General features: G+C 62.7%; 16 protein-coding genes and 2 riboswitches. Of the genes, 8 read left to right on the forward strand and 8 right to left on the reverse strand.

The window, feature by feature from the left end; genetic code table 11:
- Positions 1–40: 40 nt before the first annotated feature.
- The 5 genes from IGS60_RS16910 to IGS60_RS16930 all read right to left on the reverse strand — a co-directional run bounded on the left by IGS60_RS16910 (position 41) and on the right by IGS60_RS16930 (position 6,967).
- Complete coding sequence (locus IGS60_RS16910; protein ID WP_230505592.1) at positions 41–553, reverse strand: ribonuclease HI family protein; 513 nt, start codon at positions 551–553, stop codon at positions 41–43.
- Complete coding sequence (locus IGS60_RS16915) at positions 550–891, reverse strand: hypothetical protein (protein WP_230505593.1); 342 nt, start codon at positions 889–891, stop codon at positions 550–552. The genes IGS60_RS16910 and IGS60_RS16915 overlap by 4 nt, the downstream gene beginning before the upstream one ends.
- 36 nt (positions 892–927) lie before the next feature.
- Positions 928–3,612 (reverse strand): magnesium-translocating P-type ATPase, encoded by a 2,685-nt coding sequence (gene mgtA, locus IGS60_RS16920; RefSeq protein WP_230505594.1) that lies wholly within the window; start codon positions 3,610–3,612, stop codon positions 928–930.
- Between the two features lie 1,503 nt (positions 3,613–5,115).
- On the reverse strand, positions 5,116–5,727 hold the full coding sequence (locus IGS60_RS16925) for a TetR/AcrR family transcriptional regulator (protein WP_230505595.1): 612 nt from the start codon (positions 5,725–5,727) through the stop codon (positions 5,116–5,118).
- 22 nt (positions 5,728–5,749) lie between these two features.
- Positions 5,750–6,967, reverse strand: a complete 1,218-nt coding sequence (locus IGS60_RS16930; protein WP_230505596.1) for a Bcr/CflA family efflux MFS transporter — start codon at positions 6,965–6,967, stop codon at positions 5,750–5,752.
- A gap of 143 nt (positions 6,968–7,110) precedes the next feature.
- Between IGS60_RS16930 and IGS60_RS16935 the strand changes: the two genes are divergently transcribed.
- Positions 7,111–7,269, forward strand: a complete 159-nt coding sequence (locus tag IGS60_RS16935; RefSeq protein WP_171985004.1) for a hypothetical protein — start codon at positions 7,111–7,113, stop codon at positions 7,267–7,269.
- 178 nt (positions 7,270–7,447) lie between these two features.
- Here IGS60_RS16935 and gcvP read toward each other — a convergent pair whose 3' ends face one another.
- The 3 genes from gcvP to gcvT all read right to left on the reverse strand — a co-directional run bounded on the left by gcvP (position 7,448) and on the right by gcvT (position 12,042).
- Positions 7,448–10,348, reverse strand: coding sequence for an aminomethyl-transferring glycine dehydrogenase (gene gcvP, locus IGS60_RS16940; protein ID WP_230505597.1), 2,901 nt, complete (start codon positions 10,346–10,348; stop codon positions 7,448–7,450).
- A 118-nt stretch (positions 10,349–10,466) separates the two neighbouring features.
- The gene (gene gcvH, locus IGS60_RS16945) at positions 10,467–10,847 is read right to left on the reverse strand and encodes a glycine cleavage system protein GcvH (protein WP_070287981.1); all 381 of its coding nucleotides are present in this window, start codon (positions 10,845–10,847) and stop codon (positions 10,467–10,469) included.
- 73 nt (positions 10,848–10,920) lie between these two features.
- Positions 10,921–12,042, reverse strand: coding sequence for a glycine cleavage system aminomethyltransferase GcvT (gene gcvT / locus IGS60_RS16950; RefSeq protein ID WP_230505598.1), 1,122 nt, complete (start codon positions 12,040–12,042; stop codon positions 10,921–10,923).
- A gap of 75 nt (positions 12,043–12,117) precedes the next feature.
- Positions 12,118–12,223: riboswitch (glycine riboswitch) on the reverse strand.
- A 28-nt stretch (positions 12,224–12,251) separates the two neighbouring features.
- Positions 12,252–12,338, reverse strand: a riboswitch (glycine riboswitch).
- 169 nt (positions 12,339–12,507) lie between these two features.
- Between gcvT and IGS60_RS16955 the strand changes: the two genes are divergently transcribed.
- The 7 genes from IGS60_RS16955 to def all read left to right on the forward strand — a co-directional run bounded on the left by IGS60_RS16955 (position 12,508) and on the right by def (position 22,565).
- Complete coding sequence (locus IGS60_RS16955; protein WP_070221578.1) at positions 12,508–13,080, forward strand: ATP-dependent Clp protease proteolytic subunit; 573 nt, start codon at positions 12,508–12,510, stop codon at positions 13,078–13,080.
- Positions 13,081–13,241: 161 nt separating this feature from the next.
- Entirely contained in the window at positions 13,242–13,877 is a 636-nt protein-coding gene (locus tag IGS60_RS16960; RefSeq protein ID WP_230505599.1) for a phosphatase PAP2 family protein, read from the forward strand.
- 184 nt (positions 13,878–14,061) lie between these two features.
- The gene (gene smc / locus IGS60_RS16965; RefSeq protein WP_230505600.1) at positions 14,062–17,589 is read left to right on the forward strand and encodes a chromosome segregation protein SMC; all 3,528 of its coding nucleotides are present in this window, start codon (positions 14,062–14,064) and stop codon (positions 17,587–17,589) included.
- A complete protein-coding gene (locus tag IGS60_RS16970; RefSeq protein ID WP_230505601.1) occupies positions 17,586–18,752 on the forward strand; it encodes a cell division protein ZipA C-terminal FtsZ-binding domain-containing protein in 1,167 nt (388 codons plus the stop codon). Before smc ends, IGS60_RS16970 begins: the two co-directional genes overlap by 4 nt.
- A 14-nt stretch (positions 18,753–18,766) precedes the next feature.
- Positions 18,767–21,118, forward strand: coding sequence for an NAD-dependent DNA ligase LigA (ligA, locus tag IGS60_RS16975; RefSeq protein WP_230505602.1), 2,352 nt, complete (start codon positions 18,767–18,769; stop codon positions 21,116–21,118).
- A 20-nt stretch (positions 21,119–21,138) separates the two neighbouring features.
- Positions 21,139–22,032 carry a UTP--glucose-1-phosphate uridylyltransferase GalU gene (gene galU / locus IGS60_RS16980; RefSeq protein WP_070221526.1) on the forward strand — a complete coding sequence of 298 codons (894 nt, stop codon included), beginning with the start codon at positions 21,139–21,141 and terminating at the stop codon, positions 22,030–22,032.
- A complete protein-coding gene (gene def / locus IGS60_RS16985) occupies positions 22,029–22,565 on the forward strand; it encodes a peptide deformylase (RefSeq protein WP_070221525.1) in 537 nt (178 codons plus the stop codon). The genes galU and def overlap by 4 nt, the downstream gene beginning before the upstream one ends.
- Positions 22,566–22,569 lie beyond the last annotated feature (4 nt).

The raw sequence follows: 22,569 nt of genomic DNA on the forward strand, positions 1-22,569 counted from the left end.
TAACGGCCGGGGTCGTACCCTAAGGGTACGACCCCGGTATTCAAGCCTCTGGGGTGAAGCTTGCGATCGCCAACTGCGACAGCCGGTCCGCCTCGCCATTTCTGTGGCGCGGCAGCCAGCGCAAACTCACATCCGTGAATTGTTTCAGCAGGGCCACTACGGTGGCCCTCTGCGTTTCCAGTCCCTTGGCGCCCACCGGCGTCGTTCCCAGCACATCATTGATCACCACCTGGCTGTCGCCGTACAGCAGCAGTTGCACGGGCGGCGGGCGCACGCCGAGTGCCGCCTGCAGCAAGGCCGTCAGGGCCGCGTATTCCGCGTCGCTGCTGCTGCCATAACCGGCCGCTTCGCTCACTTCGATACGTTCGCCATGCGGTCCCAGCAGCAGGGCGCCTATGCCCAGCTTGCCGGGGTTCGGATGGGCGGACCCGTCGAACCAGCCGCGCCAGGCCAGCGGGCCGCCATGGTCCTTGCGCTTGAGCGCCAGCTGGGCGCGGCGCGCCTGCATCCTGGCTTCCTTGCGCAGTTTGCGCGCCTCTGCCTCCGCCGTCATGGTTTGAGGAACCATGTATCGATGAGGCTGCCTATCCAACACGCCACCAGCACACACACGGCCACCGTCATGGCGGGGCCGTCGTTGGCGGAGAGCGCTTCCACTTTTTCCATGATCAGCTGCACGTCCAAGGGCAGGGCGCCGCTGTCGATCTGTGCCATAACCTGGTCCAATCGTGCCATGATCTGGCGCACTACGATCGCCAGCGCAACGAGGGCCGGCACGAGGAAGAGGCAGCCACGGGCCTTGCGGTGCAAGACAAAATGCCCGCTGCCGGGAAAGACGAGGGCCGACAGCAGCAGGGCGAGATGACGTTTGGAAAGGGAGGAGCCGCTCATGCGTGCCTTTTGTAGGGGAAAGAGCGGCTCATCATACTATTGCCAGCCGAATTTGCGCAGATACACGCGTTTCATGAACGTCGTCAGCACGGTGTAGCAGACGAGGATGCCCAGCAGCCATGGGAAATAGCCCAGCGGCAAGGCTTGCAGCTTGAAGTAGGTCGCCAGCGGTCCCATCGGCAGGAACACGCCCACGGCCATGATGACGGTGGTGGCCACCAGCAGGGGCACGGACGCGATGCTGTCGATGAAGGGCAGCTTGGGTGTGCGGATCAGGTGCACGATCAGCGTCTGCGTCAGCAAGCCGACGACGAACCAGCCGGACTGGAACAGGGTCTGTTGTTCCGGCGTATTCGCGCCGAACACATGCCACATCAGGATAAACGTGCTGATGTCGAAGATCGAGCTGATGGGCCCGAAGAACACCATGAAGCGGCCGATGTCGCGCGGGTTCCAGGTCAAAGGCTGCTGGATCAGCTCGGCGTCGACATTGTCGAACGGGATGGCGATCTGCGACACGTCGTACAGCAGGTTTTGCACCAGCAAGTGCAGCGGCAGCATGGGCAAGAACGGCAAAAAGGCGCTGGCCACCAGCACGGAAAACACATTGCCGAAGTTCGAGCTGGCCGTCATGCGGATGTATTTGAGCATGTTGCTGAAGGTGCGCCGGCCTTCCAGCACGCCTTCCTCGAGCACCATCAGGCTTTTTTCCAGCAGGATGATGTCGGCCGCTTCCTTGGCGATATCGACGGCCGAGTCGACGGAAATACCGATGTCGGCCGCGCGCAGGGCGGGCGCGTCGTTGATGCCGTCGCCCATGAAGCCGACGATATGGCCGTTGCCGCGCAGGGCGCGCACAAGGCGTTCCTTGTGCAGCGGGCTGAGCTTGGCAAACACGGTATTGTCTTCCGCAGCGCGGGCCAAAGTGGCGTCGTCCATGTCGTCCAGTTGCGGGCCTTGCAGCACGCCGTGCACGGCCAGGCCCACTTCGCGGCAAATCTTCGCCGTCACCAGGTGGTTGTCTCCCGTCAATACTTTCACGGTGACGCCATGTTCCGCCAGCGCGCGCAGGGCGGGCGCCGTCGATTCCTTCGGCGGATCAAGAAACGCCACATAGCCGATCAGGGTCAGCGCCGTTTCATCGGCCACGCCGTACACGGTCTTATGGGGCGGCACTTCCTTGACGGCCACGGCCACTACGCGCAATCCTTCCGCGTTGAGGCCATGCGTGGTTTCCAGTACCTTGTCCAGCAGGGCGGCGTCGAGCGGAATGTTGACGCCGCCCAGGCGCAGGTGGCTGCAGGCGGCAAGGATTTCCTCGACGGCGCCCTTGCAGATCAGTTCATGGTGGTCATTCTTTTCAGACACGACAACGGACATGCGGCGGCGCACGAAATCGAAGGGGATTTCATCGACTTTCACGTAATCGCGGGCCAGTTGCATTTCCGTCTGCAATTCCACGTGGTCGAGCACTGCGCGGTCGAGCAGGTTTTTCAGGCCCGTCTGGTAGTGGCTGTTCAAATAGGCAAATTGCAGCACCTCGTCGGACGGCTGGCCGAACACGTCCGTATGGCGTTCCAGCACGATCTTGTCCTGAGTCAAGGTGCCCGTCTTGTCCGTGCAAAGCACGTCCATGGCGCCGAAGTTCTGGATCGCATCGAGGCGCTTCACGACGACTTTCTTTTTCGATAGTTTCACGGCGCCCTTGGCCAGGGTGCTGGTGACGATCATGGGCAGCATTTCCGGCGTCAGGCCCACGGCGACGGACAGGGCGAACAGGAATGCTTCCATCCAGTCGCCCTTGGTCCAGCCATTGATCAGGAACACGAGCGGCGCCATCACGAGGGCGAAACGGATCAGCAGCCAGCTGACGCTGTTCACGCCCGCCTCGAACGCCGTCGGCGTGCGCTCGGTGGCCGTCACCCGGGTGGCGATGGTGCCGAAATAGGTGCGGTTTCCGGTAGCCAAGACCAGCGCCGTGGCGGCACCCGAGATCACATTCGTGCCCATGAACAGCAGATTGGCCAGTTCCATCGGGTCTTTGCCATGGGCGTCGGCCAGCTCGGCCATCTTTTCCACCGGCAAGGATTCGCCCGTCATGGCGGCCTGGCTGACGAACAGGTCTTTCGCGGACAGCAAACGGCAGTCCGCGGGGATCATGTCGCCGGCCGACAGCACGATGATGTCGCCCTGCACCAGCTGGCGGATGGGCAGCTCGATCTGCTGGCCATTGCGCAGCACGGTGGCGGTATTGCTGACCATGGCTTTCAGGCGTTCGGCGGCCCGGTTCGAGCGGCCTTCCTGCACGAAACGCAGCAGGGTCGACAAAATCACCATGGTGCCGATGACGATGGTCGCTTTCGGGTCTTCCGTCAGGTAGGAAACGATGGCCAGCACGGTGAGCAGCAGGTTGAACGGATTCTTGTAGCACAGCCACAGGTGCTGGTACCAGGCCAGCGGCTTTTCATGTTCGACCTCGTTCGGTCCTGTTTGCGCGCCGATGACTTGCGCCTCGGCATCGCGCAAGCCTTCCAGGCGCGTGTGCAGGCGGTTCAGGGCGCTGTCCAGGTCTTCATGGGCGGCGGCCAGCAGCTGGCGCGCCAGGTGGTCAGGCACGGGCCGGGCCGTGCTGTTTTCCAGCGGCATGGCGCGGCGGCGGAAATTGCCGGCCGTATGGCGCTGGCGTAGGAACGATTCGAATAAGCGGGTGAAGAGATTCATGGCTCTTCCTTTCACGACGAGGTGTTGACGGGCGGCGCAGCCGCAGGCAAGACTTGCGTGCCGCCAAGACACAATCGTGCTGGCGGGCAATCCGGGTCAGTAGCCGGTCGCGATCGGAAAGAGGGGGAGAGGCGCGCAGCGGACTGGCCGCGCGAGACACCGCACCTTGCTCAGCAAGGCACGGAGGAAACGGAATTCCGCGTTGCTTGCTGTTTAGCTGCCGAGGCAATCGCCGATACAAGATCGGCTACTGTCACTAGAACAAGTACCCACGTGGGACTCCGTAAATGAATAATGGGGGCATCTTATGGATGGGCTGCGAGGGTGTCAACTGAAGAAATCTTAGGTTTCCAAAGTGTAATGTGGGTGTGGACGAACACGAAAGTCCGATGCCACGGCCATTCACGTTGTTGTGACAATGTGTGATTCTTTCTGCTTGGCAATCCGTTATGCTCGGGTACGCTGACGCGCTACTCCTGCAGGTTTCAGATCCGGCTCGAGATCAGGATGCCTTGGCGTTGTTGTGCTGTTTGCCGTCGTTCCGCTGACTTGCTTTCTACTGGTGCACGCCTAAACCTGATCCATTTTTGGCGTGGCGCGCCTCGCTAAAGGCTGCGCGTTCCCTGCCAGCTTCCACGATGCTGCTGCTCCGCATGCGTAGAAACCCGTGAATAAGTGTTATACGGCCAGCACTATTGGCAGCGGCCGACGTCTTTCGGTTTATTGTGTTGAAGAAATTGAGTGGCAACAGTTTTGGGAGGTCTCCAACCTCCAGGCCGCCGGTGGTCGTTCACCGGCGGCGGTACTGGCCGGGCTGGGCTCGCAGAATATTGATCTAATGGTGTACGTACCTGAGTTTTTCAACATCAAAGGGCGTGACCTGCCAACAACGGCAAGGAGCAGTCGTTCGAAGCGCAACTTGAATAACTCAAATCAATGCTAAAAATTATGGAATCTCAAATACAGCTTCAGTTGGGACAGAAAATTTCCCGTATTTCCTTATTTTTTTTCTCCTTAATTTTCTTTGGCTGCGCCTTTGCTCCTGAAGTTGTACCGACTAATGTAAGGTTTTTTTCCTTGGCTGTATCGGCATTGTTTTATTGTGTAGGAAGCAATAAGTCTGCGTTGATTTCACCGACGAAGAGCTTGCAATGGCAGTTCATGCCGCCGATACCACGAGCTTTGTTTCTCGCTTTTTTTCAGTTGCTGGTATTGTCGGCTGTGATGATGCTCCTGGATGCTTAACTTGCCACGATTTCACTAGACACTGCTGAACTGCTCATCAGCTCTGGCTGGGCGACAGTTGCAAACAGTAAGCAATGCATGCAACGGGGCGGAGCCTGCCAACGACGGAAAACGGCGCAAGCGGAACTTCGCATGCGAAAAATCCGGCAGCAAGCCGCACCACATTTGAAGGTGGCAAACCGCTGCTTCCGAAGAGTCGATGGCGGCTTGTGTCAGACCTGGTTGTCGGTTCAGCGTGTGACAGTTAGCTATACCGCATCAGGCCGGTTGCGCCGCCATCGCCAGCGAATCGGACAATATCTGCCACAGTGCCGCGTGGCGCTGCTGCAGCGCGGCGCCGCCCGCATAGATCAGCTCCACGTGCAGGCTGTCGACGATGCCCAGGTAGGCTTGCGCGTACAGGTCGACGCGTTGCGGCGGCAGCGCGGGCGCCAATCGGCCCAGGCTGGCCACGTAATGGCGCTGCAATTGCGCCAGCAAGGCTTCGTAGCCCGTGCCCACTTCCACGCGCAGGGGCGCGGGCGGCAGATACGCGGTGCGCAGCAGAAAGCGCAAGTGGGCCGAATCGGCATAGCGCTGCGCCATGCGGTCGCAGTACAGGGCGCCGGCCAGCTGGCCGCCCGGTGCCGCCAGCGCCGCCTCGTCGGCGAAGCAGGCGTCCATGAAGGCTTGCTCTTCGGCCAGCGCGTCGGCAAACACGTCGAGAAACAGGGCATCCTTGCCGGTGAAGTGGGAATACAGCGAGGCCTTGCGCATGCCCGCCTGCTCGGCGATATCGCTGAGGGACGAGGCGTCATAGCCGTGTTCGGAAAAGTGCACGACGGCAACGGCACAGATGTTATCGGCCGAGGCCGAGCGTTTTTTCATCATTGGGGTGAGAGTGGGTGAGGCGTCAGTGCGCTCCCAGGCTGTCGGCGTGTGCCGGATGGACGCGCGCAGTGGCCAGGGTCAGCCATGATACCAGCAGGCCGGCCAGCGTCAAGAACAGCAGCCAGGGCAGCGGCCCCCGTTCGGACAGACCGGCCGCCAGCGGCGTGGCCAGCGATGACAAGCTCATCTGTATGGCGCCCAGCAGCGCGGCTGTGGAGCCGAGCGCGCGTTGCTGCGAGCCCATGGCCATGGCCATCAGCGCCGCTTCCGCCATGCCCAGGCCAAACAGGGCCACGAACATGCCCGGCACGACGGCGGCGATGCCTAAGCCTGCCCAGGCACCCAGCAGGGCCAGCACGGCGCCGCCCAGCATGGCGGCTCTGCCCACCACGCAAAGGCGCACCACGCCATGCTTTTCCACCAGGCGGCCGCTGGCCATCGCGCCCAGCAGCACGGCCACGCCCGTTGCACCAAACACGAGGCCGAAACTGCCGGCGGACAGGCCGAAATCGCGCTGGTACACGAGCGACGCGCCGCCAATATACGCAAACAGGAAAAAGAATGCGGCCGACAGGGCCAGCGCGGGAAGCAGGAAGGCGCGGTCGAGCGCGATGCCCGCATACGTGCGGTGCATGCGTTGCGGCGCAATGCGGCGTGCTGGCGGCAAGGTTTCCGGCAAGAACAGCGCGCTATTAAGCAGGGTCAAGGCGCCCAGCGCGGCCAGGGCCAGCATCACGGCGCGCCAGCCGTAGTGCGCGTCGAGCAAGCCGCCCACGGCGGGTGCCAGCACGGGCGCCAGGCCCACGATGGTCATCAACAGGGCAAACAGCTGCGCCGCCTGCACGCCGTCGGCCACGTCGCGCACCATGCTCATCACCACGACCAGGGTCAGCGCCGCGCCCAGGCCTTGCACCGCCCGCGCCAGCAGCAGGGTGTGCAATTGCTCCGCCTGCGAGGCCCATACGGCGGCCACGATGTAGACGGCGATGCCGGCCAGCAGCGGACGGCGCCGGCCCAGCATGTCCGTCAGCGGCCCGCACAGCAGCTGCCCGCCGCCCAGGGCCAGCAGGAAGACGGTCAGGCTCAGCTGCACGTTCGCATACGAAGTGTGCAGTTCGCGCGCCATGGCGGGCATCGACGCGAGGTACATATCGATGCCGGCCGGACCGAGGACGGCCACCAAGGCCAGGGAAGCCGCCAGAGCGAGACTGGCGGCGGGGAGAGTTGTTTGCTGCTGCATTGTGCTTCCTTCATCGTTCAAAAACACGGCATGGACATCGCCGTGTTTTTTATTGTACAATTACTGCCTACCGGTAGGTAGCTTTTTCAATCAATGAAAAGGATGGGGACGATGAAAGAAGCAACAATGACGGGAGAGCTGACATGACGGAAGTGGGCATTTCGCTCAGCGGCGTGGCCGTGGCGCTGCTGTTTGCCGCCTGGAGTTCGCATCGTGCCCGCTGCGAGCGGCGCGATGTCGTGTTGCTGACGATGCTGGGCACCGCCCTGGGATTGCCGGGCGCGGCCTTGCTGGCGTTGTAGGTCGGATTAGCGCAGCGTAATCCGACATCGCCACAAGCTCCAACCATGTGTCGGATTACGCGCTTGCGCGCTAATCCGACCTACGTGGATGTGTAGGCATAAAAAAAGGCAGGCCGTCTGGCCTGCCTTCCTGTAGTCGCTACGCCCGCGGAAGCGGGCGCTTGGCGCTTACTCTTGCTTACTCTTCCTCGTACGAGCTGATCGGTGCGCAACCGCAGAACAGGTTGCGGTCGCCGTACACGTTGTCGGCGCGGCCGACCGGCGGCCAGTATTTGCGCTGACGCAGGGAAGCGACCGGGTAGGCCGCGATTTCACGGCTGTACTTGCGTTCCCAGTTGTCCGACATCAATACCTGTGCCGTGTGCGGCGCGTTTTTCAGCGGGTTGTCGTCATGGTCGAATTCGCCGCTGGCGACCTTGGCGATTTCGCCGCGGATGACGATCATGGCGTCGATGAAGCGGTCGATTTCCACTTTCGATTCGCTTTCCGTCGGCTCGATCATCAGCGTGCCCGGCACGGGGAAGCTCATGGTCGGCGCATGGAAACCGAAGTCCATCAGGCGCTTGGCCACGTCTTCATTGCTGATGCCGGTGGCGTCCGTGATCGGGCGCAGGTCCAGGATGCACTCGTGCGCGACCAGGCCGTCGTGGCCCGAGTACAGCACCGGGTAGTGCGGCGCCAGGCGGCGCGCGATGTAGTTCGCCGCCAGAATCGCCGTCTCGGTCGCTGCCGTCAAGCCTTCCGCGCCCATCATGGCGATGTACATCCACGAAATCGGCAAGATGCTGGCCGAGCCGAATGGCGCGGCGCTGACGGCGCCGATGCCTGCCGCATCGCGCTGGTAGCCGGACGAGCGCTGATTCGGCAGGAATTTCGCCAGGTGGGCGCCCACGCCGATCGGGCCGACGCCTGGTCCGCCGCCGCCGTGCGGGATGCAGAAGGTCTTGTGCAGGTTCAGGTGCGACACGTCGCCCCCAAAACTGCCGGGAGCGGCCACGCCGACCAGCGCATTCATGTTGGCGCCGTCGATGTAGACCTGGCCGCCGTGCGAGTGGATGATCTCGCACAGTTCCTGGATGCCTTCTTCAAACACGCCGTGGGTGGATGGGTAGGTGACCATCACGCAAGCCAGGTTGGCGCTGTGCTTTTCCGCCTTGGCTTTCAGGTCGGCCAGGTCCACGTTGCCGTTGGCGTCGCAGCTGGTGACGACGACCTGCATGCCGACCATGTTGGCCGATGCGGGGTTGGTGCCGTGCGCCGACGATGGAATCAGACAGATGTTGCGGTGGCCTTCGCCGCGCGACTCGTGGTAGGCCTTGATCACCAGCAGACCCGCGTATTCGCCCTGCGAGCCGGCGTTCGGCTGCAGCGAGACGGCCGCGTAGCCCGTCAAGGCGCACAGCATCTCTTCCAGTTGCGCGATCATTTCGCGGTAGCCGACCGTTTGCGCGTCGGGGGCGAACGGGTGGATGTTCGAGAACTCGGGCCAGGTGACGGGAATCATTTCGCTCGTCGCGTTCAGCTTCATGGTGCACGAGCCGAGCGGGATCATGGTGCGGTCCAGCGCCAGGTCCTTGTCGGCCAGGCTGCGCAGGTAGCGCAGCATTTCGTGTTCCGAGTGGTAGCTGTTGAAGACGGGGTGGGTCAGGTAGGCGCTCTCGCGCGCCAGGTTGGCCGGCAGCGCGCTGGTCACCGCCGCTTCGACGACGTCCAGGTCCGGGGCGGCAGGCGCGTTGGCCAGGCCGTGCGCGAACACCTTCCACAGCAGCGCGATATCGTCGCGCGTCGTGGTTTCGTCGAGCGACACGCCCACATGGGTGGCGTCGATCTTGCGCAGGTTGACGCCGTGGTGCATGGCCGTCGCGTGCAGCTGCGCCGCATCGGCCACGTTGACGGTCAATGTGTCGAAATAGCTCGCGTTGACGACGCCGTAGCCGAGGGTCTTCAGGTTCGCCGCCAGCACGCCCGTAAAGCGGTGCACGCGCTGGGCGATCTGCAGCAGGCCGGCAGGGCCATGGTAGACGGCGTACATCGAGGCCATCACGGCCAGCAGCACTTGCGCCGTGCAGATGTTGGACGTCGCTTTTTCGCGGCGGATATGCTGTTCGCGCGTTTGCAGGGCCAGGCGATAGGCCTTGTTGCCTTGCGCATCGACGGTCACGCCCACCAGGCGGCCCGACATATTGCGCTTGAATTCATCGCGCGTGGACAAATAGCCTGCGTGCGGGCCGCCGAAACCGAGCGGCACGCCGAAGCGCTGGCTGTTGCCGACGACGACGTCGGCGCCCCATTCGCCAGGCGGCGTCAGCATGGTCAGGGCCAGCAGGTCGGCCGCGACGATGACCATGGCGCCATTCGCGTGCAGTTTTTCCACGCCGGCGCGGTAGTCGCGCACGACACCGTTCACGCCAGGGTATTGCAGCAGCACGCCGAAGCAGGCGTCCAGCGACTCGATTTCGGCCGGGTCGAAGGTGCGCACTTCGATGCCGATCGGCTGGGCGCGCGTCTGCACCACTTCCAAGGTTTGCGGCAGCACGTCATTGGCGACGTACAGCACGTTCGATTTCGACTTGCCCACGCGCTGGATCAATGTCATCGCTTCGGCGGCGGCCGTGCCTTCGTCCAGCATCGAGGCGTTCGAGATGCCCATGCCGGTGAGGTCCGTGATCACTTGCTGGAAGTTCAGGATCGCCTCCAGGCGGCCTTGCGAAATCTCGGGCTGGTAAGGCGTGTACGCCGTGTACCAGGCTGGGTTTTCAAAGATGTTGCGCAGCACGACGCCTGGCGTGAACGTGTTGTAATAGCCCTGGCCGATCAGGGATTTGAGTACCTGGTTCTTGCCGGCGATGGCTTTCAGGCGCGACAGGGCTTCCTGTTCCGGCATCGGCTGCGAGTACGCGCCCAGGGGCAGGGCGCCCTTGTTGCGAATGTTGCTTGGCACCAGGGCATCGATCAGCGCGGCGCGCGATGGATAGCCGAGGGTCGCCAGCATGGCTTGCTGTTCGGTGGCGGAAGGGCCGATGTGGCGGGCGATGAAGGCATCGCGTGCTTCGAGTTGGGTCAGGCTGGTGCGGGTCATGATATAGAGGCCAAAAAAGACTGAAAAACCGGGAGGCGGCGCGCGGGCGCGGCGGCGGGGTATCGCTGCAAAATTAAATGCAAACGGGCCGCAAACGCGGCCCGTGAATCAAACGCGATTACGCGCTGGTGGTGGCGCCATAGGCGGCAGCGTCGAGCAAGCCGTCCAGGGCCGACACGTCGGCTGGCTTGATCTTGAACAGCCAGTTGGCGTAGGCGTCGGCGTTGATCGACTCTGGCGAGTTGACGACGTCGTCGTTGACGGCCACGACTTCGCCGGCGATCGGCGCGTAGATGTCGCTCGCTGCCTTGACCGATTCCACCACGGCGGCGTCGTCGCCGGCGCCATAGCTGTTGCCCACGGTTGGCAGTTCGACGAAGACGATATCGCCCAGCGCGTCCTGCGCGTACTCGGTGATGCCGACGGTGATGGTGCCGTCGGCTTCAAGGCGTACCCATTCGTGGGAAGCGGTGTACTTCAGGTCTGCAGGAATGTTCATGTGTGGCTCCAGATGGTAAGTGTTCGTTATTGATTATGGTTGTACGGTCTTGCGGGCGGCTCTATAAATACGCTTACGCAGCCAGGATTTTACCGTTACGCACGAAAGGCAGCTTGACGACGGAAGCGGCCAGCTGCTTGCCGCGGATTTCCACGTGCACGGTGTCGCCCACGTTCACGCCGTTGGGCACGCGCGCGAGAGCAATGGCTTCCTGCATCGTCGGGCTGAAGGTGCCGCTGGTGATTTCGCCGGTGGCGTCGCTGCCGGCGATGATGACTTTTTGATGGGCGCGCAGCACGCCGCCTTTTTCGCGCAGGATCAGGCCCACGAATTGCGCGTTCTGGCCCTTGGCCAGCAGGGCGGCCTTGCCGATGAAATCACGTTCGCTGACCAGATCGATGGTCCACGCCAGGCCCGCGTCGAGCGGGTTGACGGTTTCGTCCATGTCCTGGCCGTACAGATTCATGCCCGCTTCCAGGCGCAGGGTGTCGCGCGCACCCAGGCCGGCCGGCTTGACGCCGGCGGCAGCCAGGGCGTTCCACAGCGCTTCCACCTGGGTGGCGGCCACGCCGATTTCAAAGCCGTCTTCGCCCGTGTAGCCGGTGCGCGCCAGCATGACTTCGCCGAAGGCCGTGTCCTTGACGATGACGACGTTGAAGGGCTTGATGGCTTCGGACGCGGCTTGCGTTTCCGGCAGCACTTGCCACACCTTGGCGCGCGCGTTCGGGCCTTGCACGGCCACCAGGGCCATCGCGTCTTTGCCATCGCGGCGCTGCGTGATCGTCAGGCCGCTGTTGGTGCCGGTATTTTGCTGCTGCATCCAGGCTACGTCTTTTTCAGCCGTGCCCGCGTTGACGACGAGGCGGAACCAGTTTTCGTTGAAGAAGTAGACGATCAGGTCATCGATGACGGTACCTTCGGCATTCAACATGCACGAGTACAGCGCCTTGCCCGACACTTGCAGCTTGTCGACGTTGTTGGCCAGCAAGCCGCGCAGGAAGGCGCGCACATTCGGGCCTTCGATATCGACCACGCACATATGGGACACGTCGAACATGCCGGCGTCGCCGCGCACGGCGTTGTGTTCTTCGATTTGCGAGCCGTAGTTGACAGGCATGTCCCAGCCGCCGAAATCGACCATGCGGGCGCCGAGGGCACGGTGGGCGTTGTTGAGTGGGGTCGCTTTGAGCGTCATGGATTCCTCGGGACGAAGGTAAAGGGGGAAGTTAACAAAACATAGAATAGCCAAACACGGCTTTCCAGCGTGATCACTGACCCCCCTGTCCTTTGTACCTGAGAGATTACGGGGGCTTGCCCCGTGCGCCCCTTCGGTGGGCCGCCGGCATGTGCCGCGGCCGCTCTCCAGAGTTGAGCTAAAACGTGTCGCCAAAGCAACAGCTTCAGTCCGCCTGATCGGTCCTTTTGCCTGAGAGTTTTTGGGTAGTGCCCCTTCGGCGGCAACGCTGGGTTGCCCTCTCCCGATCAAGTGGGAGGAATATATGCCAGCAGGGTGTTTCTGTCAATCTGAAAAGACGTTGCCAAATTGCAGCAAAAGCCCCGGTTTGCGGGGCTGGGAGGGGCGCTGGCCCGGTGCAAAAGGGCGCCCGGCCGCGCGGGAATGCGCTATGATGAAATCCTGGCTTTCTTGCGGGTGCCTGCCATGAACACTACACAAAGCGAGACGCAAAACAACACCGAGCAGCACGGTTACTTTACCCTCTCCGGCGACGTCAACAGCGACATGGTGCGGCGCGTCTTCAATGCCGCCGCCGACATCACGGAAGACAAGCTCACCACCGCGCACATCCTGATCCAGTCCAACGGCGGCTATGTCAGCGATGGCATCTGTCTGTACAACTTCCTCAGCAAGTTGCCGCTCGACATCATCACCTACAACGCGGGCGCCGTGGCGTCCATCGCCGTCACCCTGTTCCTGGCGGGGCGGCACCGCCATGCCAGCGACACGGCCCGTTTCATGGTGCACAAGTCGCATGCGACCGCCTCGCCCGGTTCGCGCCCCGATGCGCTCAGCATCATCGTCGAGGGCTTGCGCGCCGACGACATGCGCACCGAGCGCATCCTGCGCGGCCACGTCAAGCTGACGGACGAGCAGTGGCAGGTGCACGCATATTCGGACCTGCACCTGACGGCCGACCAGGCGCTGGAAGTGGGCATGGTCGAATCGATCCGCGACTTTGCGCCGCCCAAGGGCAAGCGCCTGACGAATATCTGACGCGCCGCCGGTGCGGCATCCGCGAGATATTTTCATATGGCAATTTCTGAGATGGAAATTGTAATGGAATGTAATTCTTGACCCCAGTTGATGAAAACCCGGGCGCAAGCGGGGCCAGTCGTGGCATAGTGCACGCTGATCATGAAATAAGCGTAGGCACGATGACTTGGTGGAATGGGATTTCTTTTGCGGCCGACATGTCCGTCATGGGGCCGGCTGGCGTGGCGATTGCCCTGTGGCTGCTCGTGTCGCGCCAGTGGCGGCTGGTACTCAGCTGGAGCTTGTGGTACGGCGGCGGCCTGGCCCTCGTGGTGCTGTCGAAGCTGGCCTTCATGAGTTGGGGCGTGGGCAGCAGCACGCTCGATTTTACCGGTTTCAGCGGCCACGCCATGCGCGCCGGCGCCGTGTTTCCCGTGCTGATGTATGTGCTGCTGCAGCGGGCCGAACCGCGCTGGCGCCATGCCGGCGTGCTGGTCGGCGTGGCCTTTGCCGTGCTGGTGGCCATTTCCCGCGTGGTCGTGCATGCGCACAGCGTGTCCGAAGCCGTCAGCGGCTGCGTGCTGGGCCTGGCGCTGGCGCTGGGCTTCATGTGGAATGCCCGTGGCGCCGTCAATTTTGCCGTCAGCCATGCGCTGGCCCTGGCCAGCCTGGCGCTGATGGTGGTGCTCAGCTTCAAGGCCGAACCCATGCCGACCGAGCAATGGCTGCAAAAACTGGCCCTGGTGCTGTCCGGCCATGAGCGCGTTTTTTCCCGCGCGGACTGGAAACTGGCGCAGGATGGCCGTCCTGCCCCCTGATCCGCTGCCGGCATGCACCTGGCGCGACGGTTTTTTGGCCAGAAAAGCATCAGGAAATGGTATGATGAACCACTTTTTTTGCGGCGAGCGGCCAGGCTGCCGTCGCGATGCGGCATCTGAACTGAACATGAACCGGGTTCACCCATAATATAACCGCCAGCATAGGCCAGGAACTCTAAAACACGTGCGTCTCTCTTCCATCAAGTTGTCGGGATTTAAGTCTTTCGTCGATCCCACCAATTTTCAGGTGCCAGGCCAGCTCGTGGGCGTGGTCGGGCCGAATGGCTGCGGCAAGTCGAACATCATCGACGCCGTGCGCTGGGTGCTGGGCGAATCAAAAGCGTCGGAACTGCGCGGCGAATCGATGCAGGACGTCATTTTCAACGGCTCCACGCACCGCAAGCCGGCTGGCCGCGCCTCGGTCGAGCTGGTGTTCGATAACAACGATGGCAAGGCCTCCGGCCAGTGGGGCCAGTACGCCGAGATCGCCGTCAAGCGCACCCTGACGCGCGACGGCACCTCCACCTATTACATCAATGGCCAGCCCGTGCGCCGGCGCGACATCCAGGATATCTTCCTCGGCACGGGCCTCGGCCCGCGCGCCTACGCCATCATCGGCCAGGGCATGATTTCGCGCATCATCGAATCGCGCCCCGAAGAATTGCGCGTGTTCCTGGAAGAAGCGGCCGGCGTATCGAAATACAAGGAACGCCGCCGCGAGACGGAAAACCGCTTGCAGGACACGCGCGAGAATTTGCTGCGCGTGGAAGACATCTTGCGCGAACTCAATGCCAACCTGGAAAAGCTGGAAGCGCAGGCGGCCGTGGCCACGCGTTTCCACGCCTTGCAGGCGGACCAGGAAGAAAAGCAGAAACTGTTGTGGCTGCTGCGCAAGAACGAGGCGCAAAACGAGCAGACGCGCTATTTCCGCGAAGTGGAGCAGGCGCAGACGGACCTGGAAGAGCAGACGGCCAAGCTGCGCAACGTGGAACTGACCCTCGAGCAGATGCGCCAGGCGCACTTTGCCGTGGGCGACCGTTTGCATACGGCGCAAGGTCATCTGTACCAGACGAATGCGGAAATCGGCAGCCTGGAAGCGCAGATCAAGTTCGTCATCGAATCGCGCGCCCGCCTGCAGGCACAGCTGGCCACCCTGGCGGCCCAGCGCGACCAGTGGACGCAACAGGGTAGCGAATACCAGGAACAGATCGAAGAGGCGGAGTTCCACCTCGAGGAACTGGCGGCCAAGGTGGAACAGTCGCAAATGATGGCCGAGCAGAAGGGCGAGCAATTGCCCGAGCTGGACGCTGCCTGGCGCGCCGCGCAAAACAAGAGCACGGAATCGCGCGCGCGCATCATGCAGGCCCAGCAGCAGCTGGAACTGGAATCGGCGCACCAGCGCAACGCTTCCAACATCCTGGCCAGCCTGCTGACGCGCCGCGAGCGGCTGCAGCAGGAAAAGAACAGCCTCAGTTTGCCTGACAGCAGCCACCTGGAAAACCTGAAACTGCAGTTGGAAGAAAAGCAGCAAACCCTGGAAGAGCAGGGTTTCTACCTGGAAGAAGCGCTGGAGCAGCAACCGAAGCTGGAGCAGGAGCGGGCCGAGGCGCAGGCGCAAGTCAATGCCGAAACGGCGGCCAACGCCCAGCTGGAAGCGCGTCTTTCCGCCTTAAAACAATTGCAGGAACGGGTGCAGACGCAGGGCAAGGTCCAGCCGTGGCTGAAAAAGCACGAACTCGACACCTTGCCCCGTCTGTGGCAAAAGCTGCAGATCGAAGCGGGCTGGGAAGCGGCCATGGAGTCGATCCTGCGCGAGCGCACGTCGGCCCTGCAACTGTCGAATATCGACTGGGCCAAGGCTTTCTTTGCGGACGCGCCGCCGGCCAAGCTGGCCCTGTATGCGCCATCGACCGTGGCGCCGCTGCCCCTGCCGGACGTGCCTGGCCTGAAACCGTTTTTGAACTTGTTGAAACTCAACGATCCCGGCTTGCGCGGCTTGCTGCAGGATTGGCTGTACAACGCCTACGCCGTGGAAGACGCGGCCGAGGCGCTGGCCGAACGGGCGAAATTGCCGCCGGGCGGCTATTTCGTCACGCGCGCCGGCCACGTGGTCACGGCCACCAGCGTGCGCTTCTATGCGGCCGATTCGGAGCAGGAAGGCATGCTGGGCCGCCAGCAGGAAATCGAGAATATCGGCAAGCAGCTGCGGGCCCAGCAACTGCTGGCCGAAGAGGCGCGCGCCCGTTCCGTGCGGGCCGACGCCGCCGTGGCGACGCTCACGCGCAACCTGTCCGACTTGCGCCTGCGCATACAGCAGCTCACTTCCTCCGTGCATACCCTGCAACTGGACGTGGTGAAACTGTCGGAAGTGGAAGCGCGCTTCAACCAGCGCAGCACGCAGATCGGCGCCGACCTGGCGGAAATTGCCGCGCAGGAAGCGGAGCAGCAGCAGATCAAGGCTGAATCGGAAGAGAAATTCGAACAGCTGGACATGGAACTGGGCAACTTGCAGGAAGCGCACGAAGACGGCCACACGGATTTCCTGCAGAAGGAACAGCGGCTGGCCGAGGCGCGCGAAGCCTTGCGCGACCTGGAGCGGGCCGCCAAGGATACGGAATACGCGGAAAAAGCCCACCGCGCGAAGATCGAGGAATTGCGCCGCAATATCGCCACGGCCAGTACGCAGGCCCAGCAAGTGACGGAAAGCCTGGAAGCTGGTCAGCAGGAACTGGCCAGCCTGGAAAGCGGCGCGGCCGCCGACGGCTTGCAGGATCTGCTCGAGCGCCGCACGACGCAGGAGCGGGCGCTGGCCGACGCGCGTCACGAACTCGATCAAATTACGCAGCAGCTGCGCCTGTCCGAAGATGCGCGCACGCAATCTGAACGCAGCCTGCAGCCGCAGCGCGACAAGATCATGGAAATGCAGCTCAAGGAACAGGCCGCGCGCCTGAACCAGGAGCAATTCGCCCAGCAACTGCTGGAGTCGGGCGCCGACGAGGCCGCCCTGACGGAAAAACTGCATCCGGATATGCGTCCATCGTATCTGCAGGGCGAAGTCACGCGCCTGACCAATGCCATCACGTCCTTGGGGGCCGTCAACCTGGCCGCGCTGGACGAACTGGCGCAGGCGTCGGAGCGCAAGAATTTCCTCGACGCCCAGAACGCCGACCTGACGGAAGCGATCAACACGCTGGAAGACGCGATTCACAAGATCGACAAGGAAACGCGCGACTTGCTGCAAGACACGTTCGACAAGGTCAACCACCACTTTTCCGAGCTGTTCCCCATCCTGTTCGGCGGGGGACAGGCCAGGCTGACCATGACGGGCGACGAGATTCTCGATTCCGGTGTACAAGTCATGGCGCAGCCTCCCGGCAAGAAAAATGCCACCATCCACCTGTTGTCCGGTGGAGAGAAGGCGCTGACCGCGACCGCATTGGTGTTTTCCATGTTCCGCCTGAATCCGGCGCCGTTCTGCCTGCTCGACGAAGTCGATGCACCGCTTGACGATTCGAACACGGAACGCTTCTGCCGCATGGTCAAGCGCATGTCCGACCAGACCCAATTCCTTTTCATTTCGCATAACAAGATTGCGATGGAAATGGCCCATCAATTGATCGGTGTGACGATGCAGGAGCAGGGCGTATCGCGCATCGTGGCGGTGGACATGGAGTCCGCCGCAAATTTTGCAACCGAGGCACAAGCAGCATGACAGACCTTCAAATTACCTTGTTCGGCGCCGGCGGCGTTTTTATCGTCGGCGTTTTCTCGTACAACAAATGGCAGGAATACAAGGCCAAGAAAAGCGTGGAGCGGGCTTTTTCCACCGACCACGATGACGTGCTGATGCGCGAGGGCGACGCCCCTGCGGTGGAAGCCCAGGAACCCGTCTTGCGTCAGGAACCGCGCTTTGACGCCGCGCCCGCCGCCAAGGCCGAACCATCGTTCGGCGCGCCGCCCGCTAGCGCCGTGCCCGAAGCCCCCGTGCATGCGGAACCGTCGCTCGGCGATGCCGGCGTGGAAGCGCCTGCTGCCGTGGCCGCGCCGCTGCAGCAGGAAGTGAGCGCCGCCAGCGAACAGGCGACCAGCCTGGTCGACCCGCTCATCGATTGCCTGCTGCCTTTGTCGCTGGAAGCGCCCGTGCGCGGCGACAAGATCCTGCCCGTGCTGCAAACCCTGCGCCTGGTGGGCAATAAACCCGTCCACTTCATCGGCTTGCATGTGAATGGCGACTGGGAACCGATCACGCATGGCGGTGTCTACACCAAGATGCAGGGTGGCGTACAGCTGGCCAGCCGCAGCACGGCCTTGAATGAACTCGAATACTCGGAACTGGTCACGCGCCTGCGCGGCGTTGCCGACGAGATCGGCGCCGAGCCGGAAGTGCCCGACATGATGGAAGTGATGGCCGAAGCGCGCAATCTGCACCGTTTCGTCGCCGGTCACGACGCCCAGCTGGGCGTGAACCTGCACACGAATGGCGCGCCATGGGCCATTTCCACCTTGCTGTTCGCGCTGGAAAAACAGGGCTTTGACGTGCGTCCGGACGGCCGTTTCGTCATGCCCGACGGCGAAGGCAGCCATCTGTTCTCGCTGTCGACGAATGTCACCCTGGCCGAGGAAACGACGCCCCGTTTGACACTCCTGCTGGACGTGCCATGCGTGGTGCCCGCGCGCGACGGTTTCGGCGCCATGGTCGCCTGCGCCAAGGCGCTGGTGGGCCGCCTCGACGCCACCATCGTCGACGATTACAACCAGGCCTTGTCCGATGCGGCGCTGGCCGAGATCGCCGGCCAGGTGCAAGAGTTTTACCAGGAAATGGACGCGGCCGACATTCCGGCCGGTTCCACCCGCGCCCTGCGTTTATTTAGCTGAAGAATCCTGCAACAATGACTGATCCGATCAACCAGGATGCCGCAGCGCGCGTCCTGGCACTCACGGCCGAACTCAACCGGCACCTGCACGCCTACCACGTGCTCGACAATCCCACCATCCCCGACGCCGAGTACGACAAGCTGTTCGTCGAACTGCAAACGCTGGAAGCGGCCCATCCCGACTTGCGTACGCCCGACTCGCCCACCTTGCGCGTGGGCGCGGCGCCTTTGCCGCAATTCGAGCAAGTCACGCACACGGTGCCGATGCTGTCGTTGAATAATGGTTTCACCGATGACGATATCATCAACTTCGACCGCCGCGTGCGCGAAGGCCTGGACCTTGATGGTACGGATGTCGACTATGCTGCCGAAGTGAAATTCGACGGCCTGGCCATCAACCTGCGCTATGAGCGCGGCCTGTTCGTGCAGGCGGCCACGCGCGGCGATGGCGCCACGGGCGAGGACGTGACGGCGAATATCCGCACCATTTCCGGCATCCCGCTGCGCTTGCATGGCGACAAGATTCCAGCCGTGCTCGACGTGCGCGGCGAAGTGATGATGTTCAAGGGCGATTTTGCCCGCCTGAACGAACGCCAGCGCGAAGCGGGGCAGAAGGAATTCGCCAACCCCCGCAATGCGGCGGCCGGCAGCCTGCGCCAGCTCGATTCGCGCATCACGGCGCAGCGCAAGCTGCGTTTCTATGCCTATGGCATCGGTGCGCTGGAAGGCGCCGCTATGCCTGCCTCGCATTCGGCCTTGCTGGACTGGTACGAAACCCTGGGCATCCCCGTGTCCAAGGAGCGCAAGGTGGTGCAGGGCGCGCAGGGCTTGCTTGCCTACTACGCCGATATCGGCGCGCGCCGGCCCTCCTTGCCGTATGAAATCGACGGCGTCGTCTACAAGGTGAACGCGACGGAAGACCAGCAGGAGCTGGGCTTTGTGTCGCGCGCGCCGCGTTTTGCGCTGGCGCACAAGTTCCCCGCCGAAGAAGCGCTGACGCAAGTGCTGGGCATCGATATCCAGGTGGGCCGCACGGGCGCCATGACGCCCGTGGCGCGCCTGGCGCCCGTGTCCGTGGGCGGTGTGACGGTGACCAACGCCACCTTGCACAATGAAGATGAGGTGCTGCGCAAGGATGTGCGCGTGGGCGATACCGTCATCGTGCGCCGCGCCGGCGACGTGATCCCGGAAGTGCTGAGCGTGGTGCTGGAAAAACGTCCGGAACCGGCGCCGCTGCCGTTCAAGATGCTGGAAGCGTGCCCCGTGTGCGGCTCGCACGTGGTGCGCGAAGAGGGCGAGGCCATCGCCCGCTGCTCGGGCGGCCTGTTCTGCTCGGCACAGCGCAAGGAAGCGTTCCGTCATTTCGCGGGCCGCCGCATGATGGATATCGAAGGTCTGGGGGAACGTTATATCGATACCCTGGTCGAACTCGAATACGTGCATGGCCTGGCTGACCTGTACAGCCTGACCCTAGATAAATTGCTGGAAATGAAGCTGCGCGCCGACGAGCGCGACGGTTCGACGCCGGAAACAGTGCAACAAGGCAAGATTCCCACCAAGTGGGCGGAAAATCTGCTGGCCGGCATCGAGGCCAGCAAGCGCCCGCCGCTCGAGCGTTTCCTGTTTGCGCTGGGCATCCGCCACGTGGGCGAATCGACGGCCAAGACCCTGGCCGAGTGGTTGGGCAGTCTCGACTACGTGCGCCGGGCGCCGGCCGCCTTGCTGCGCGTGCTGCCCGACATCGGCGGCACCGTGGCCGAGTCGATTGCTGATTTCTTTGCCGAAGAAAAGAACCAGCAGGCGTTGCAGGCATTGCTGGACGCGGGTGTCGCGCCGCAAGGCGAACACGCGCCCAGCGCCAAGCTGCGCACGCAGCTCGAACAAACCACCTTGCTGGCCGCCATCGGCATTCCGAAGCTGACGGAGCCGCGCAGCAAACAGCTGGTGGAGCGGGGCGTGACCCTGGCCAGCCTGGCGGCGCAGGGTGCCAGCTTCCACGCGGGCTTGCCCGCCGCCGTGGCCGAAGCGCTGGCGCAATGGCTGGCCGATGAGGGCAATGTCAAGCTGCTTGGTCAACTGGACGCGCTACGAAATGAATTACTGTCACAATTGCCTGAAATGCCAGCTGCTGGCGGCAAACTGGACGGCAAGACCTTTGTTTTGACGGGCACTTTGCCCAACATGAGCCGCGACGAGGCTGCGGAGTTGATCGAGGCGGCCGGCGGCAAGGTCAGCGGTTCCGTGTCGAAGAAAACCGCTTACGTCGTGGCCGGTTCGGACGCCGGCAGCAAGCTGGCCAAGGCGCAGGAGCTGGGCGTGGCCATACTCGACGAGGCTGGTCTGCTGACCCTGTTGGCGCAAGACTAATCATTCATTACAGAAGACCCATGAAAAAAATCAGAAAAGCAGTCTTTCCCGTCGCCGGCCTGGGCAGCCGTTTCTTGCCTGCGACCAAGGCGCAACCGAAGGAAATGTTGCCCATCGTTGACAAGCCATTGATACAGTACGCGGTCGAGGAAGCCGTGGCCGCGGGTATCACGGAAATGATCTTCATCACGGGCCGCAACAAGCGCGCCATCGAAGACCATTTCGATACGGCCTATGAGCTCGAGTCGGAACTGGAAGCGGCCGGCAAGCGCCAGTTGCTGGAAATGGTGCAAAACGTCATTCCCAAGCACATCAATTGCATTTACATCCGCCAGTCGGCGCCGCTGGGCCTCGGGCATGCCGTGCTGTGCGCGCGTCCCGTGATCGGCGACGAGCCGTTTGCCGTCTTGCTGGCCGACGATTTCATGGATGTGGAAGAGGGCGTGCGCCCCGTGCTGGCGCAGATGGCCGATGTGTTCCAGTATGAAAACTGTTCCCTGCTGGCGGTGCAGGACGTGCCGCGCGCGGAAACCAGGCAGTACGGTATCGTCAGCGCCCAGCATTATCAGCCTGACCTGGAGCTGGTGTCGGGGATCGTGGAAAAACCCGTGCCGGAAGAGGCGCCGTCGACCCTCGCCGTGGTCGGCCGTTATGTGCTGACCAGCCGCATCTTCGAGCACCTGGAGAAAATCGGTACGGGCGCCGGCGGTGAAATCCAGTTGACGGACGGCATCGCCGCCCTGATGCGTGAAGAGCGCGTGCTGGCTTACCGTTACAAGGGGCAGCGTTATGATTGCGGCTCCAAGCTGGGTTATCTGAAGGCAACGACAGCGATGGGCATGAAACACCCGGAAACGGGCGCGGCCTTTCGCACTTACCTGCAAGAACTGCAATCGACACTGGACGCAAAATGACGGTACGTGAAATCCTGAAGATGGGCGATCCGCGCCTGCTGCGGATGGCCGAGCCCGTCCGTGAATTCGATACGCCCGAACTGCATGCCTTGATCGCCGACATGTTCGACACCATGCACGCGGCCAATGGCGCGGGCCTGGCGGCGCCGCAGATCGGCGTCAACCTGCAAGTGGTGATCTACGGCTTCAAGCAGAACCTGCGCTATCCCGACGCGCCGCAAGTGCCGGAAACCGTGCTGATCAACCCCGTGCTGACGCCTCTGTCGGAACGCAAGGAAGAGGGTTTTGAAGGCTGCCTGTCCGTGCCCGGCCTGCGCGGCAGCGTGCCGCGTTGGAGCGAGCTGCACTACGAAGGCGTCGACCAGTTCGGCCAGCCCATCAGCCGCGACTGCGACGGCTTCCATGCGCGCGTGGTGCAGCATGAAGTGGACCACCTGCACGGCATCCTGTATCCGATGCGTATCGTCGACTTCACGCAGTTCGGCTATACCGAGGTCATGTTCCCCGACCTGGATCCGAACGACGACGATTAATTGC

The sequence above is a fragment of the Janthinobacterium sp. FW305-128 genome (genome assembly GCF_020858135.1).
Taxonomy (GTDB): domain Bacteria; phylum Pseudomonadota; class Gammaproteobacteria; order Burkholderiales; family Burkholderiaceae_D; genus Janthinobacterium.

Coding starts and splice junctions, on each gene's coding strand:
- IGS60_RS16915 (WP_230505593.1), bottom strand. CDS start 891: ATGAGCGGCTCCTCCCTTTCCAAACGTCATCTCGCCCTGCTGCTGTCG.
- IGS60_RS16960 (WP_230505599.1), top strand. CDS start 13,242: ATGACTTGGTGGAATGGGATTTCTTTTGCGGCCGACATGTCCGTCATG.
- IGS60_RS16970 (WP_230505601.1), top strand. CDS start 17,586: ATGACAGACCTTCAAATTACCTTGTTCGGCGCCGGCGGCGTTTTTATC.
- IGS60_RS16925 (WP_230505595.1), bottom strand. CDS start 5,727: ATGATGAAAAAACGCTCGGCCTCGGCCGATAACATCTGTGCCGTTGCC.
- ligA (WP_230505602.1), top strand. CDS start 18,767: ATGACTGATCCGATCAACCAGGATGCCGCAGCGCGCGTCCTGGCACTC.
- IGS60_RS16955 (WP_070221578.1), top strand. CDS start 12,508: ATGAACACTACACAAAGCGAGACGCAAAACAACACCGAGCAGCACGGT.
- mgtA (WP_230505594.1), bottom strand. CDS start 3,612: ATGAATCTCTTCACCCGCTTATTCGAATCGTTCCTACGCCAGCGCCAT.
- gcvH (WP_070287981.1), bottom strand. CDS start 10,847: ATGAACATTCCTGCAGACCTGAAGTACACCGCTTCCCACGAATGGGTA.
- IGS60_RS16930 (WP_230505596.1), bottom strand. CDS start 6,967: ATGCAGCAGCAAACAACTCTCCCCGCCGCCAGTCTCGCTCTGGCGGCT.
- galU (WP_070221526.1), top strand. CDS start 21,139: ATGAAAAAAATCAGAAAAGCAGTCTTTCCCGTCGCCGGCCTGGGCAGC.
- IGS60_RS16935 (WP_171985004.1), top strand. CDS start 7,111: ATGACGGAAGTGGGCATTTCGCTCAGCGGCGTGGCCGTGGCGCTGCTG.
- def (WP_070221525.1), top strand. CDS start 22,029: ATGACGGTACGTGAAATCCTGAAGATGGGCGATCCGCGCCTGCTGCGG.
- IGS60_RS16910 (WP_230505592.1), bottom strand. CDS start 553: ATGACGGCGGAGGCAGAGGCGCGCAAACTGCGCAAGGAAGCCAGGATG.
- gcvT (WP_230505598.1), bottom strand. CDS start 12,042: ATGACGCTCAAAGCGACCCCACTCAACAACGCCCACCGTGCCCTCGGC.
- gcvP (WP_230505597.1), bottom strand. CDS start 10,348: ATGACCCGCACCAGCCTGACCCAACTCGAAGCACGCGATGCCTTCATC.